The following is a 12,937-nucleotide window of genomic DNA, read 5'->3' as shown; positions in this document are numbered from 1 at the left end:
ACCTCCGGCGAACATCTATAGATCTACGCTGTAAAAATGGCAGAACGTTTCTCAAAACAATCGACCGCAAAGAAAAATCGCGCGGCTACGCCGCACGACCTTCCATAGGGCCGCACAAAGCCCTCCACAGTCGGCTTTGTGCGGCCCCCGTGCTGACCTGCCGTTATACCTGAGGTAGTCACTTTTACGGCGGGGGCGCGTGGGAAGCGGGGGCCGGGATGAGCGGTGCACGCACGTGGGCGGTGCGGACGGCGGGGCCGTGGCTGACGCTGCACGGCGCGTGCCGTGATGTGCGGGCCGTGGTGTTGCTCGTGCACGGCGGCCTGGAGAACAGCACCGGCGGAACCTGGATGTGGGAGCCGGCCGTGCTGCGCATGGTGCCGTTCGCGTGGGCGCTGGCCCGGGCCGGGCGGGGGCGCGGGCTGGCCGTGCTGCGGTTGCGGCTGCGCGTGCGCGGCTGGAATGCGGCGGCGGATCCGGTGGTGGACGTCCGGGCCGCGCTGGGTGACGTCCGGCGGCGGTTCGGTGCGGTGCCCGTCGTGCTGGCGGGGCATTCGCTGGGTGGGCGGGCGGTGGTCCGGGCGGCCGGGGAGGACGGGGTGCGGGGGGTGCTCGGGCTGGCGCCGTGGCTGCCGCGCGGCGAGCCGGTGGCGCAGCTCCGCGGCCGGCATCTGCTGGTGGCGAACGGGGTGTTCGACCTGCACACTCCGCCGGCGGAGGCGCGGGCGTATCTGCGCCGGGCACGAGCGGTGGCGGCGAGTGCGAGCTACCTGCCGGTGGACCTGGACGGCCATCCGATGCTGCGGGTGCGGCGGTGGAACGCGGTGGCGGTGGCGTTCACGGGTGCCGTGCTGGGCTGGCGGGACGCATTTCCCGGTGGCGCTCGCCGCTTCGCTCCCTTCCACCGCCGGCACTGAGGGGCGGTGCAGAGGAGCGCCGGCGCCTGCGGATGCTGGGCGGCTCGCCGCTCCGCCGGTCGGCGGCGGCCGGTGTCACCGGACGAGCAGGTCGAGCAGGCGGCGGATCTCGGTGCCGGGATCGTGGGTGAGGCCGGTGTGGACGGGGCCGGGTTGCACGATGGTGCTGCGTGGGGCGGTGAGCCAGCGGAACCGGCGGCCGGGGTCCTGGCGGGCGGCGGGTCCGGCGGTGCGGTCGGCGGAGCAGACGCCTTCGATGGTGCGCAGGGCGCGCCGGATGCCGGGGACGTCGGCGTCGGGGTCGAGGGCGTGCAGGCGGTCGGTGTCCAGGTGGCACTGCGCGGCGAGGTAGTCGCGGGACTGGCAGTAGAGGATGACTCCGGCGTTGAGTTGCTCGCCGCGTTCCAGGCGGGGGATGACGCGGATCAGTGCGTATTCGAAGGGGGCGCGGGTCACTGCGCGACCTCCGGGAGCCAGGTGCGGTGGGTGGCGCGCGCGAGCAGGTGGGCGGTGTAGGCGTCGCGGACGTCGTCGGGGCCGGTGAAGCCGGGTTCGTCCACGAGCCATTCGTCGGGGACGAGGGCGGTGACCTCGTGGAGGAGGTCGGGGGTGATGAGGGGGGCGAGCGCGGCGTCGGCGGTGGCGAGGTCGGGGTGGGCGGTGGCGAGGGCGTGGTCGGTGGCGTCGTAGGGGCGGGTGCGGGCGTTGGTGGCGCCGGGCCAGTTGTGGTGGAAGATGAGGGTCGCCCCGTGGTCGATGAGGTAGGGGGCGCCGTGCCAGAGGAGCATGTTGGGGTTGCGCCAGGTGCGGTCGACGTTGTTGGTGAGTGCGTCGAGCCAGAGGATGCGGCCGGCGAGGGTGGGGTCGATGGGGGAGGTGCCGGGGTCGAAGCCGAGGGCTCCGGGCAGGTAGTCCATGCCGAGGTTGAGTCCGCCGCTGGCTTTGAGGAGTTCCTGGACCTCGGGGTCGGGTTCGGCGCGGCCGATGACGGGGTCGAACTGGACGAGTGCGAGGTCGGGGACGGGGAGGCCGAGGCGGCGGCCGAGTTCGCCGGTGATGACTTCGGCGATGAGGGTTTTGCGGCCTTGGCCGGCTCCGATGAATTTGACCACGTACATGCCGAGGTCGTCGGCTTCGACGAGGCCGGGGAGTGAGCCGCCTTCGCGGAGGGGGAGCACGTAGCGGGTGGCCGTTACCTCTGGGAGCACGCGGACCAGCATAGGGGAGTGGCGGGGTGGGGGTGTCGGGCGGCTGGTGGGGGTGGAGGTTGCCGGGGGTGGCCGTGGTGCGGGTCACGTTGGGGGTTTCGTGGCCGTTGCCTGGTGTTTTGTGGGGGTTGCGCACGTCACGTGCGGATAGCAGGCGGTGGTGGATTTCGGGGACGGGGTGCGGGTGTTGCAGGCGGGGTGTGCCTCTTCGGGCCGCTCGCCTTCGCGCTCGTGATGCGGAGTGCCTTTTCCCGTTGTTTCCCTGTTTCCGGTTCTGCTGTGGGAGTGGTGATGACGCAGGCCTTGCCGAGCCGTGTCCGGTGGTCGCGCCGGGTGCGTGGCGGCCCGACCGGGGCCGTGGTGGCGGAGCTGCCGCGGTCGCGCCGTGCGGTGGCGTTGTTGGTGTTCGTGCTGGGTGCGCTGTCGGCGGTGGGGCCGTTGGCGACGGACCTGTATCTGCCGGCGTTTCCGCAGATCGCGGCGGATCTGGGTGCTTCGGAGTCGGGGATCCAGTTGACGTTGACGTCGGTGATGGTGGGCATGGCGCTGGGGCAGCTGGTGGTGGGGCCGCTCAGTGACGTGTGGGGGCGGCGGCCCCCGTTGCTGGTGGGGATCGGCGTGTTCACGGTGGCGTCGGTGTTGTGCGCGGTGGCGCCGTCGGCGGGTGCGCTGGTGGTGTTGCGGTTCGTGCAGGGGGTTGCGGGCGCGGCCGGGGCGGTGGTGTCGCGGGCGGTGGTGCGTGACCTGTTCGAGGGGGATGCGGCGGCGCGGTTCTTCTCGCGGTTGATGCTGGTGGTGGGGCTGGCGCCGATGCTGGGGCCGGTTCTGGGGGGCCAGTTGCTGTTGCTGGGGCCGTGGCAGTTGTTGTTCGGTGTGCTGGCGGCGGCGGGCGCGTTGGGGTTCGTGCTGGTGCTGGTGGCGTTGCCGGAGACGTTGCCGGTGGGGCGGCGGCGGGGTCTGGACGTTGTGGCGCTGGGCCGGTCGTTCGGTGGTCTGGTGCGTGATGGGCGGTTCTTGGGTCCGGCGGTGACGTTGGGGCTGAATTTCGCGATGACGTTCACCTATGTGTCGGCGTTCTCCTTTGTGTCGCAGGAGGAGTTGGGGGCGAGTGCGCAGGAGTTCGCGTTGGTGTTCGGGGTGAACACGGTGGGGATGGTGCTCGGGACGCAGGCGAACGCGTGGCTGATCGGGCGGATGGAGTTGTCGCGCCGTCTGCTGGCGGGGTTGCTGGGGTCGGTGGTGTCGGTGGGGGCGCTGCTGGTGCTGGGGCTGAGCGGGCACGCGTCGCTGGTGCCGGTGATGGGTGCGCTGTTCGTGATGATGGTGTGCACGGGGTTCGTGTCGCCGAATGCGACGACGCTGGCGGTGTCGAGTCAGCCGGTGTCGCTGGCGGGGACGGGGTCGGCGCTGTTGGGGACGCTGCAGTTCGCGGTGGGCGGCGGTTTGGCGGTGCTGGCTGGGCTGACGGGGTCGGGGTCGGCGTCGTTGGTGAGTATGGCGGTGGTGATGCTGGGGGCGAGCGTGGCCGCGGCGGTGGTGTTCGTGGTGGTGATGGCGCGCGGCCACGCTCGTTCGGTGGCTTAGCCGCGGGTGGTCAGTCGAGGTCGTCGGCGGTGGTGGCGAGGGTGCGGGTGCCGGGGATGGGTTCGCCGCGGGGCGGGATGGTTTCGGCGTCGGCGTCGGCGGGGTCGATGTCGTCGAGGTCGCCGTTGGCGGCGGTGGTGGCGATGGCGGTCATGGAGGCGAGGGCGGAGCGGATCTGGGTCTGTTCGTGCTGGGGGCCCATGGCGCTGAGTTCGATGAGGACGCTGCCGTTGCCGAGGATGCCGTAGGCGTTCCGGGCGATTCCGCGGTAGTCGCCGCCGGGGTAGAGGCTGACGTTGCCGCCGGCGCGGGTCATGGCGCGGTGGGCGGTGACGGTGACCTGCTGGGAGAGGGTGGTGGCGTCGGTGGTGACGTCGGGGTGGGTGGGCCACAGGAGTGAGGCGGTGATCTCGTCGCCGTTGTCGTCGATGTAGCGGCCCTGCATGTGGTAGTCGACGGTGATGTGGGGGTCGAAGTCGGCGTGGTGGCGTTGGATGTGGCCGGCTTCGGTGGCGGGGTTGTCGTCGGGGGCGACGTCGGGGTCGTGGTAGCGGTTGATGTCGTAGCCCTGGCCGGGGTTGCCGTATTCGGGTTGGGCGTCGGGGGCGTAGTTGTAGCGCCAGTCGCGTTCGGAGCCGTCGGGGTTGGCGCGGACGATGATGTCGACGGTGATCTGGGAGCGGAGGCGGCGCTGCCAGGGGGTGTTGCCGATGCCGGTCTGGCGGAGGAATTCGAGGGCGGCGGGGGTGCCGAGGGGTTCGTTGCCGTGCTGCTGGGTGATGTAGAGCAGCCGGAGGGGGCCGTGGCCGACGCGGGCGGACCAGACGGGGCGGTCTTCGTTGGAGCGGCCGATTTCGGCGATGGTGATGGCGCCGTTGGAGCGTTGCTGGAGCTGGGTGAGGGCTCGGGTGAGTTCGGCGGTGTCGGGGCGGGGGTCGAGGTGGCGGTTGGTGGGTGCGGGGGCGGTGAGGGTGTCGGCGTGGGCGGTGGGGGTGAGGGTGGGGGCGCCGAGGGTGATCGCGATCGCGGACAGGACGCTGAGGGGGAGTCGCCACTTGGGGATCATGGGGCTCAGTGTGCACGGGGGTCGTGTGGCGCCACAAGGGGTGGTTCGCGGCTGTGGATGACGGGCGGGGGCGGGTGGTTACTGGGGGTGGGCGGGGGTTTCGGGGTCGTGGCCGAGGACGGAGCGGCCGCCGTCGACGGGGATGGTGGCGCCGGTGATGTAGGCGGCGTCGTCGGAGAGCAGGTGGGCGATGGCGGTGGCGGCTTCGTGGGTGGTGCCGATGCGGCCGAGGGGGTGCAGCCGGCGCATCTGGTCGCGGATGTGGGGGGCGTCGTCGGGGTGGTGGTCGAGGAGGCGGGTGTAGCGCTCGGTGGCGATGGAGCCGAGGGCGACGGTGTTGACGCGGATGCCGTGGGGGCCGTATTCGACGGCGAGGGCGCGGGTGAGTCCTTCGATGGCGGCTTTGGCGGTGGCGTAGGGGAGGCAGCCGGGGACGGGGCGGCTGGCCTGGTGGGAGGAGATGTTGACGATGGCGCCGGGGGTGTGGTGGGTGAGGTAGTGGCGGATGGCGGTGGTGGCGCCGGTGACGGTGGGGTTGAGGTTGGCTCCGATGAGGTTGATGAGGTCGGCGGCGGGGGTGGTGTGGGGTGAGGCGTCGCGGAAGACGGCGGCGTTGTTGACCCAGCCGGTGAGGGTGCCGGTGGTGGCGGCGAGGTCGGCGGCGCGTTGGGCGGTGGCGGGGTCGGCGGCGTCGCCGGTGATGGTGTGGATGCGGGTGTGGGCGGGGTGGTGGTGGGTCCAGGTGAGGGTGTCGGGGTGGCGGTCGAGGATGGTGACGGTGGTGTGGGGGTGGGTGAGGAGGTGTTCGGTGAGGGCGCGGCCGATGCCTTGGGCGGCGCCGGTGATGACGTAGGCGCGGGTCATGCGGGTCCTTGTCCGGGTGGGGTCAGCCGTTGAGGTAGGCGAGGACGGCGAGGACGCGGCGGCTGTCGTCGGCGGAGGGTGGGAGGCCGAGTTTGGCGAAGATGTTGTTGATGTGCTTGCTGACGGCTTTCTCGGTGATGTAGAGGCGGCCGGCGATGGCGGAGTTGGAGCGGCCTTCGGCCATTTCGCCGAGGACTTCGCGTTCGCGGGCGGTGAGGGCGGCGAGTGGGCTGGCGTCGGTGTGTTTGGCGAGGAGCTGGGCGATGACTTCGGGGTCCATGGCGGTGCCGCCGGCGGCGACGCGCTGGACGGCTTCGACGAATTGGGTGACGTCGAAGACGCGGTCTTTGAGGAGGTAGCCGACGGCTCCGCGGCTGTCGGAGAGGAGTTCGCGGGCGTAGAGCTGTTCGACGTGCTGGGAGAGGACGAGGATGGGCAGGCCGGGGATTTTGGCGCGGGCGGTGATGGCGGCCTGGAGTCCTTCGTCGGTGAAGGTGGGTGGGAGGCGGACGTCGACGACGGCGACGTCGGGCCGGTGGTGGAGGAGGGCGTCGAGGAGTTCGGGGCCGGTTTCGACGGCGGCGACGACGTCGTAGTCGTGGGCTTGGAGCAGCCGGATCAGTCCGTCGCGGAGGAGGGCGAGGTCTTCGGCGATGACAACGCGCACGGCAGCTCCATGGTGGCGATGGTGGGCCCGCCGGGCGGGCTGGCGATGGTGATGGTGCCGTCGAAGGCGGCGAGGCGGCGGCGGATTCCGGTTAGTCCGGTGCCGTTGGTGGTGGTGGCTCCGCCGTTGCCGTCGTCGCCGACGACGATGACGAGGCGGCCGTGGCCGTGGTTGATGCGGACCCAGGCGCGGTTGGCTTGGGCGTGTTTGGCGGCGTTGGTGAGGAGTTCGGCGATGGCGAAGTAGGCGGCGGATTCGACGGGGTCGGCGGGGCGGCCGGGGAGGTCGATGTCGACGGTGACGGGGAGGTGCTGGGTGACGGCGAGTGCGCGGACGGCGCCGTCGAGTCCGCGTTCGACGAGGACGGGCGGGTGGATGCCGCGGACGAGGGTGCGGATCTCGGTGAGGGCCTGGTGGGTGGATTCGCGGGCTTCGGCGAGCATGCGCTGGGCGGATTGTGGGTCGCGGGTGAGGAGTTGTTCGGCCATGCCGAGGCTCATGCCGAGGGCGACGAGGCGGGCTTGGGCGCCGTCGTGGAGGTCGCGTTCGATGCGGCGGACTTCGGATGCCTGGGCGTCGACGGTGTCGGCGCGTGAGGTGGCGAGGTGTTCGACGCGGGCGGCGAGGCGGGATTTCTCGGTGGGGGCGAGGAGCCAGCGGGCGGTGTGGGCGTAGCCGCGCAGGAGGGTGGGGCTGAGGGTCCAGTAGAGGATGAGGAGGAGGATGCCCTGGGGGATGGTCCAGAAGGCGGTGGCCTGGTCGGTGACGTGGACGGCGTTGACCCACATGTCGAAGTCGGCGGGGACGTATTGCCAGTAGTAGGGGACGAGGAGGCTGTGGACGCCTTCGGCGAAGAGGGCGGCGGGCAGGAGGGTGAGGGGGAGGACGAGGGTGCCGTTGAGGAGGAGCCAGGCGAGGTCGCGCCAGGTGGCGGGGTCGGTGAGGATGACGCCGACGCGGGTGGGCAGGTCGGTGGGCAGTGGCCGGTAGGGGGTGGGGATGGGGTGGCCGAGCCAGCGGCGGAGGAGGGTGCGGTGGGCGTTGGCGTGGCCGCGGATGAGGGTGGTGGACAGGGCGAGGAAAGGGATGCCGAGCCAGATGGCGGTGAGGATGCCGGAGAGGAGGAAGAGGAGGACGAGGAGCAGGCCGGTGATGGCGAGTCCGGTGAAGGCCAGTGACCAGCCCACGAGCCGGATGCGTCCGGTGTGGTAGTCCTCGATGCGGGCCACGGGCTTCCTTTCGGGGGAGTGTCCTGTGGCCTTTTATTGTGCCGTGCCGGAGTGGGTGGTGCGGTGGTGCTGTGTCCACTTTGGGTGGGGGAGTTGCTGGTCAGGTGGGGTGTGGGGTCAGTGGGGGGTGGCGGTCAGGGCGGTGAGGCCGGCGGGCAGGGGGGTGGCGGCGGTGAGGTGGAGGTGGTGGGGGTGGAGGAGGGCGGTGTAGTGGGCGGTGGTGCGTTCGCGTCCGCCGGTGATGGCCATCATGTGCATGTCGAAGGCGAGGGGGAGGGTGGGGTCGGTGTCGGGGTTGATGACGCGTTCGATGATGAGGAGGCGGCCGGTTTCGCCGAGGGCGGCGCGGCAGTGGGTGAGGATGCGGTGGCATTGGTCGTCGGTCCAGTTGTGGAGGACGCGGCAGAGCAGGTAGGTGTCGGAGCCGGCGGGGATGTGGGTGAAGAAGTCGCCGGGGGCGGTGGTGCAGCGTCCGGTGTCGAGGTGGGGGGTGAGTGCCGGGTGGGGGGTGTTGAGGACGTGGGGGAGGTCGAGGAGGACGGCGGTGAGGTGGGGGTGGCGGTCGAGGAGGGCGGCGAGGAGTGCGCCGTTGCCGCCGCCGATGTCGGTGATGCTGCGGGTGGCGGTGAAGTCGAGGGTGTCGGCGAGGGCGTGTGCGGCGGTGCTGCCGGCGGCCATGGCGGCGGTGAAGAGTTCGTGGTGGTGGGGGTCGGTGGCGGTGTGCTGGTAGAAGGCGGTGCCGTGGGCGTGTTCGTCGGCGGGGGTGGCGGTGTGGAGGGTGTGGTCGAGGTGGTCCCAGGCGCGGCGTAGGGGTTCGGAGTCGTAGAAGAGGGCGAGGGGGCGGAGGCTGCCGGGGGTGTCGGCGGCGAGGAGTTCGCCGGTGGGGGTGGGGGTGTAGGTGCCGTCGGGGTGTTCGTGGAGGAGGCCGAGGTCGGCGGCGGTGCGCAGGAGCCGGTGCAGGGGGTCGGGGTGGAGGCCGAGTGTGGTGGCGAGGGTGGCGGGGGTGTGGGGGGTGGTGTGGAGTTCGTCGAAGACGCCGGCGCGGACGGCGGCGTGGACGGCGCGGGTGAGCCAGGGGGCGGTGAGCAGGCGCAGGAGGGTGTCGGTGGAGGTCACGCCCGATGGTAGGCGCGCCGGGGGGTGCGGGATGCAAGGGTGTGGCCGGGTGCGGCCATGTGGGGGCGCGGGTGGGCAGGGGCTGCTGCGGCGCGTGTCGTGCCGGGGTCGGTGACGGCTCTGAGGGGTTGTCGGGCGGCCTGCCCGGTGGGGGTTCGCTGGAGTCGGCCCGTTGGTATCTGTGGGCCGTGTCCGGATCGGCGCCGATATCGTTGCGGCGTGAGCCGCGAGGGAGCGGTGGGCGTGATTGAGGGGCGCTCCGACGACGGCGCGCTGGGCGCCGTGATCACCGGGGGGCTTCTGACGGGGTGGGCTGCGTCGGCAAGGCGCGGATCGTGGTGACGGGTGCTGAGATCGCGGACGTGGCCCGGGTGCCGGCCGTTGTGGATGGCCGCATCGGCGACTCGTGCCGGTGCAAGGGGGGCCGGCGATCACGGTTCACGACGTCAGGGCGAGCTGATCGCCCTCTGGACGCTGCACCACCGGTCCGGTCTTCGAGGGGGCGGTGACGGCGATGCCGGGCTTGAGGACGGTGCGGCGCTCGCCGAGTGGCTTGCGGAGCGGGGCCTGACCAGAGCGAGAGAGGTTGAGGAGGAGCGGCGCCGGCTGCGTTGGCTCCAGGCGGCGCCGGCGGCGGAGTTCTCAGCCTGGTCAGGGCGATTCGGCGGTGCCGAGGCCCGGCTTGCCGTGCTCGTCCAAGATGTCCATCCCGACGGGATCGAGCGGATCCGCGTCCTGCCGGCATGGGCCGGGGTTTCCGGCAGGGAGCCCACCGGCGGCCTGAGGCGGTCCGACAAGGCGGTCCGTGAGCAGCTGCTCGCCGAGGACCCCGGTCTCGTCGTCACCGCGCTCGCCACCGGCTCGCCGAGCCCGGCCCAGCTCGACGGCGCGGCCGAACTCTTCGGATCTTTCGAATGGACCGGAGTGCACGGCAGGCGGCTGGCCGAGCCGCTGCGGTCGATGCTGATCGGGCACATCCCGGCGGATGGCACCGACCGCATGAGGGGCCTGCTGGGCCGGGGCCGCTGCGGTGCCGGGCGGTCCGGCTGACGGGATGCCGCCGGCGTCCGGACGAGTTTTTCAACGACTCCTTCGTCGGCATCGCCCCCCGTCCGCGTGCCGCGGGGGATCGGTGTTCGTGCGCTCGGCCGGGCGGCTCGGGGCTCTCCGGCCCGCCCGTTGGAACGTGCTCGGCCGGGCCGGGGCCGCTGTCGGGTTCAGATCTGGTTCAGGCCGCCGTCGACGTACAGGCTCGAACCGGTGATGAAGCTGCTCTGCTCGGAGGCGAGGAAGGCCACGGCGGCGGCGATCTCTTCCGGGCGTGCGAGCCGGCCCAGCGGTACCTGCGCCGCCAGGTGCCGCCGCAGGTGGGCGGACTGCTCCGGGTCGGGAGCGAGTCCCGACAGGCCGGGGGTGTCGGTCGGGCCGGGCGTGACGGCGTTGACCCGGATGCCGCGGCCCTTGAGTTCATTGGCCCAGGTCCGGGCGAAGGACCGGGTGGCGGCCTTGGAGGCAGCGTACACGCCGAACGCCTCGTCGCCGGCGTCGACGTTGGTGGAGCCGTTCAGGATCACCGAGGCGCCGTCGTTGAGCAGCGGCAGCGCCTTTTGGACGGTGAACAGTGTGCCCCGGACGTTGATGCCGAAGAGCGTGTCGAAGTGCTCTTCGGTGATCTGCTCCAGCGGCATGAACGCTGCGACGGAGGCGTTGGCGAACAGGACGTCCAGTCCCTGCCCACGGTCTCGGACGGCCTGGTAGAGGCGGTCCAGGTCGGCCGGGTTCGCGACGTCGCCGACGACGGCGGTCGCCGAGCCGATCGTTTCGGCGGCCGCTTGGAGTTCTGTCTCGCGCCGGCCGGTGATGAACACGTGCGCTCCCTCGGCCGCCAGCCGCACGGCGCTGGCCAGGCCGATCCCGGTGCCGGCCCCGGTGACGAGAGCGGTCTTTCCTTCCAGCAGTCCCATGGCGCTGACCTCCCCATATTTCCGCATCGATCGTTGCGGAAATCGAACCTACCATTTCTGTACCGGTCGATGCGGAAAGGGGTAGCCTGCGGAGGATGGGAACCGAACAGAGCCGCTCCGTCGGCCGCCCCCGGGGATTCGACACCGACGAGGCACTTGAGCGCGCCATGCTGGTCTTCTGGGAGCACGGTTACGAGGGCGCCAGCCTGGCCACCTTGACAGCCGCGATGGGCATCTCCACGACCAGCATGTACACGGCCTTCGGCAACAAGGAGGAACTGTTCCGCAGGGCCCTGGAGCGCTACACCGAAGGCCCGAGCGCGTACCTGGACCGTGCCCTCAGGGAACCGACCGCCCTGGGCACCGCCACCGCCATCCTGGCCGGCACCGTCCGGACCACCACTGGGCCGGCCCGCCCCCGAGGCTGCATGGGCGTCCAGAGCGCCCTGGCCGCCAGCGACTCCGGACAGGCGGTCCGTGACCTCCTCGCCACCTGGCGGAACGACGGCTGCTCCCGCCTCCGGCGGCGATTCGAGCAGGCCGTCGACGACGGCGACCTGCCTCCGCAAGCGGATCCGGCGCTCCTGGCCCGCTACGTCACCACCCTGGCCTTCGGCATCGCCGTGCAAGCCGCGAGCGGTGTCAGCCGCGCGGAACTCCAGGCGACGGCTGACGCCGCGCTACGTGGCTGGCCGCTCTCCTGAGAACCGTCTGACAGCGCAAGACGGAACACTTCCGCGGCCGGCGCCTGCGGCGCGCCGCGCGATCCGCCGGGTAGGCGGCGGCCTGCGCGTCCGTCAGGAACCCGGCCGGCGCCCCATCGCTTCGGGGCGTCCACTGTGCCGATCCTCGTGCGGCTCGGGCGGGCGGGGACTCCGGGTGTGGCCGGGGGCGGTCGAGGTGAGCGGGCCGGGGCGGTGGGCGGGTGTCCTATGGCGCGGGACGCGGGGGAGGTCGGGTGTGACCAGCAGGCGTAGCCGGGCGATCGATACCGGGCTATGATGCCAGAATGGCTAACGAAATCGATGATGTGCGTCGGCAGATGGACGGTTTGGCCAATCTGATCGGTGAGAACGCGCGCACCCTGGATCGGCTGGACGCGTCCCCGAGGGCGCCCGAGGCGTTGCGCGTGGCGTACGAAGCGCAGCAGCGGGGGGCCCGCGAGCGATACGGGGAGCTGAGCGGCCTGCAGGATCGGAAGCCCCGGGAGACGGGGCTCGCCGGGGCCGGGCCGGAGACGCAGGGGGTGGCGGAGGCGCTGGGCTCGGGCCGGGGTGCCGCGGCCCGGTCCTCGGCGGGACGCCACGTGCCGCCGTCGACGCCGGCACGGCGCGGGCTCGGCGCCTGAGACCCGCCCCCAGGGGCGCGCCGGGGATCGGTGCGCCGCCGGTCCTGCCCGGCGGGGGCCGGGCAGGACCTGGCCGGGGCGGGACGGCCGCTGGTCCTCCCCCCGCCCTGACCGGCCGCCACCCACCGGTGGTGCGCCGAGCAGGAACGGCGGCCCAGGGGTATGCGCGGCGCGCAGTGTGCTCTCCCCGTGTGGCCGCGAGGCGCAGGGCGTCGTCGGCGACCCGGACGACGCCCTGCGCGGTGCGAGGGGCGCCCCCACGTCCCCGGGCTGGCCGAAGCTCGTGACCGCACGCCCGGGCGCGACCGGACGGCCGCCGGCGCCGGGAGGGCTCCGAGCGCGTGGGGGACGTCGCCACGGCCGCGTCCCGGCGGTGGGTGCGGCCGTTCTTCCGAGGGCCCGGAGACCGTGTCCGGACCCGCGCGTGTCGTGCGGCGCGCGGCGACCGGTCAGTGAAGGGCTCGGGGCGTCGAGGTGGCCCCGCCTCCGGGCGGCGCCACGCCGCCGCTGGAGCGCGCGCCCGCCCGGGGCGTGCCGTGGCCGTTGGGCTGGACGGGTGGCCGTGGCGGGGCGTGTCCGGTCCCGTGCGGCGAGCTGGCGTGCGGCGGGGCGGGCCGGCCGGGTCGAAGCCGTGGCCGTGATCGCCGTGGTCCTGTGGACGGGACGGGCCAGCATGGCCGCCCAGGGAACGGGAGGCCGTACCACCGGCTCCGCCGAGTCGGCCATGGGCCGCCGGTGGTACGGCGTCCGGGACGTCGCCGGGCGTAACCGGGTCACCACAGGCTTGGGGCGGGTCCCGCTGACGGCGGACCGCGCCGGTGCGACGCGGTGGCGGGCGGCACCGCGTCTCCGGTCGGCGAGGTCGCGAACGGCGCCGCTCGGCGTGCCCGGCCGAGCACGGGGCGGGCGTGCCGGGGCGGCACCCGCCGGGTGCGGTCCGGCCTTTCAGGGGCGCGCGCTCCTACCGGCGCGGG

13 protein-coding genes are annotated in these 12,937 nt (G+C 72.5%); 5 read left to right on the top strand and 8 right to left on the bottom strand.

Features of this window, described 5'->3' with window-relative positions; translation table 11 throughout:
* Window positions 1–218: 218 nt before the first annotated feature.
* Window positions 219–917, top strand: coding sequence for an alpha/beta hydrolase (locus ACFQRF_RS25030; protein WP_379873647.1), 699 nt, complete (start codon window positions 219–221; stop codon window positions 915–917).
* A 75-nt stretch (window positions 918–992) separates the two neighbouring features.
* Here the strand turns inward: ACFQRF_RS25030 and ACFQRF_RS25025 are convergent, their stop codons facing one another.
* Both ACFQRF_RS25025 and ACFQRF_RS25020 read right to left on the bottom strand, forming a co-directional pair.
* Window positions 993–1,373, bottom strand: coding sequence for a DUF3037 domain-containing protein (locus ACFQRF_RS25025; RefSeq protein ID WP_379873646.1), 381 nt, complete (start codon window positions 1,371–1,373; stop codon window positions 993–995).
* Window positions 1,370–2,137 (bottom strand): HipA family kinase, encoded by a 768-nt coding sequence (locus ACFQRF_RS25020; protein WP_379873645.1) that lies wholly within the window; start codon window positions 2,135–2,137, stop codon window positions 1,370–1,372. The genes ACFQRF_RS25025 and ACFQRF_RS25020 overlap by 4 nt, the downstream gene beginning before the upstream one ends.
* Before the next feature lie 279 nt (window positions 2,138–2,416).
* Here ACFQRF_RS25020 and ACFQRF_RS25015 point away from each other — a divergent pair, with 279 nt between their 5' ends.
* Complete coding sequence (locus ACFQRF_RS25015; protein ID WP_379873644.1) at window positions 2,417–3,709, top strand: multidrug effflux MFS transporter; 1,293 nt, start codon at window positions 2,417–2,419, stop codon at window positions 3,707–3,709.
* 10 nt (window positions 3,710–3,719) lie between these two features.
* Here the strand turns inward: ACFQRF_RS25015 and ACFQRF_RS25010 are convergent, their stop codons facing one another.
* The 5 genes from ACFQRF_RS25010 to ACFQRF_RS24990 all read right to left on the bottom strand — a co-directional run bounded on the left by ACFQRF_RS25010 (window position 3,720) and on the right by ACFQRF_RS24990 (window position 8,651).
* Window positions 3,720–4,775, bottom strand: coding sequence for a M14 family zinc carboxypeptidase (locus ACFQRF_RS25010; protein WP_379873643.1), 1,056 nt, complete (start codon window positions 4,773–4,775; stop codon window positions 3,720–3,722).
* Window positions 4,776–4,853: 78 nt separating this feature from the next.
* Window positions 4,854–5,639 carry an SDR family NAD(P)-dependent oxidoreductase gene (locus tag ACFQRF_RS25005; RefSeq protein ID WP_379873642.1) on the bottom strand — a complete coding sequence of 262 codons (786 nt, stop codon included), beginning with the start codon at window positions 5,637–5,639 and terminating at the stop codon, window positions 4,854–4,856.
* 22 nt (window positions 5,640–5,661) lie between these two features.
* Entirely contained in the window at window positions 5,662–6,306 is a 645-nt protein-coding gene (locus ACFQRF_RS25000; protein ID WP_379873641.1) for a response regulator, read from the bottom strand.
* On the bottom strand, window positions 6,258–7,535 hold the full coding sequence (locus ACFQRF_RS24995; RefSeq protein WP_379873640.1) for a sensor histidine kinase: 1,278 nt from the start codon (window positions 7,533–7,535) through the stop codon (window positions 6,258–6,260). The genes ACFQRF_RS25000 and ACFQRF_RS24995 overlap by 49 nt, the downstream gene beginning before the upstream one ends.
* A 117-nt stretch (window positions 7,536–7,652) precedes the next feature.
* Window positions 7,653–8,651 carry a methyltransferase gene (locus ACFQRF_RS24990; RefSeq protein WP_379873639.1) on the bottom strand — a complete coding sequence of 333 codons (999 nt, stop codon included), beginning with the start codon at window positions 8,649–8,651 and terminating at the stop codon, window positions 7,653–7,655.
* Window positions 8,652–9,338: 687 nt separating this feature from the next.
* Here ACFQRF_RS24990 and ACFQRF_RS24985 point away from each other — a divergent pair.
* A complete protein-coding gene (locus ACFQRF_RS24985; protein ID WP_379873638.1) occupies window positions 9,339–9,701 on the top strand; it encodes a hypothetical protein in 363 nt (120 codons plus the stop codon).
* Between the two features lie 167 nt (window positions 9,702–9,868).
* Here the strand turns inward: ACFQRF_RS24985 and ACFQRF_RS24980 are convergent, their stop codons facing one another.
* A complete protein-coding gene (locus tag ACFQRF_RS24980) occupies window positions 9,869–10,615 on the bottom strand; it encodes an SDR family NAD(P)-dependent oxidoreductase (RefSeq protein WP_379873637.1) in 747 nt (248 codons plus the stop codon).
* A 95-nt stretch (window positions 10,616–10,710) separates the two neighbouring features.
* Between ACFQRF_RS24980 and ACFQRF_RS24975 the strand changes: the two genes are divergently transcribed.
* Together ACFQRF_RS24975 and ACFQRF_RS24970 are read left to right on the top strand one after the other, a co-directional pair.
* A complete protein-coding gene (locus tag ACFQRF_RS24975) occupies window positions 10,711–11,319 on the top strand; it encodes a TetR/AcrR family transcriptional regulator (protein ID WP_379873636.1) in 609 nt (202 codons plus the stop codon).
* A gap of 305 nt (window positions 11,320–11,624) precedes the next feature.
* Window positions 11,625–11,963, top strand: a complete 339-nt coding sequence (locus ACFQRF_RS24970; RefSeq protein ID WP_379873635.1) for a hypothetical protein — start codon at window positions 11,625–11,627, stop codon at window positions 11,961–11,963.
* Window positions 11,964–12,937: the final 974 nt, after the last annotated feature.

Origin of the sequence: Marinactinospora rubrisoli, assembly GCF_042664915.1 — a bacterium.
GTDB classification, from domain to species: domain Bacteria; phylum Actinomycetota; class Actinomycetes; order Streptosporangiales; family Streptosporangiaceae; genus Marinitenerispora; species Marinitenerispora rubrisoli.
The sequence above is the reverse complement of the archived record's forward strand: the minus strand, read 5'-3'. Positions and strand labels throughout refer to the sequence as shown.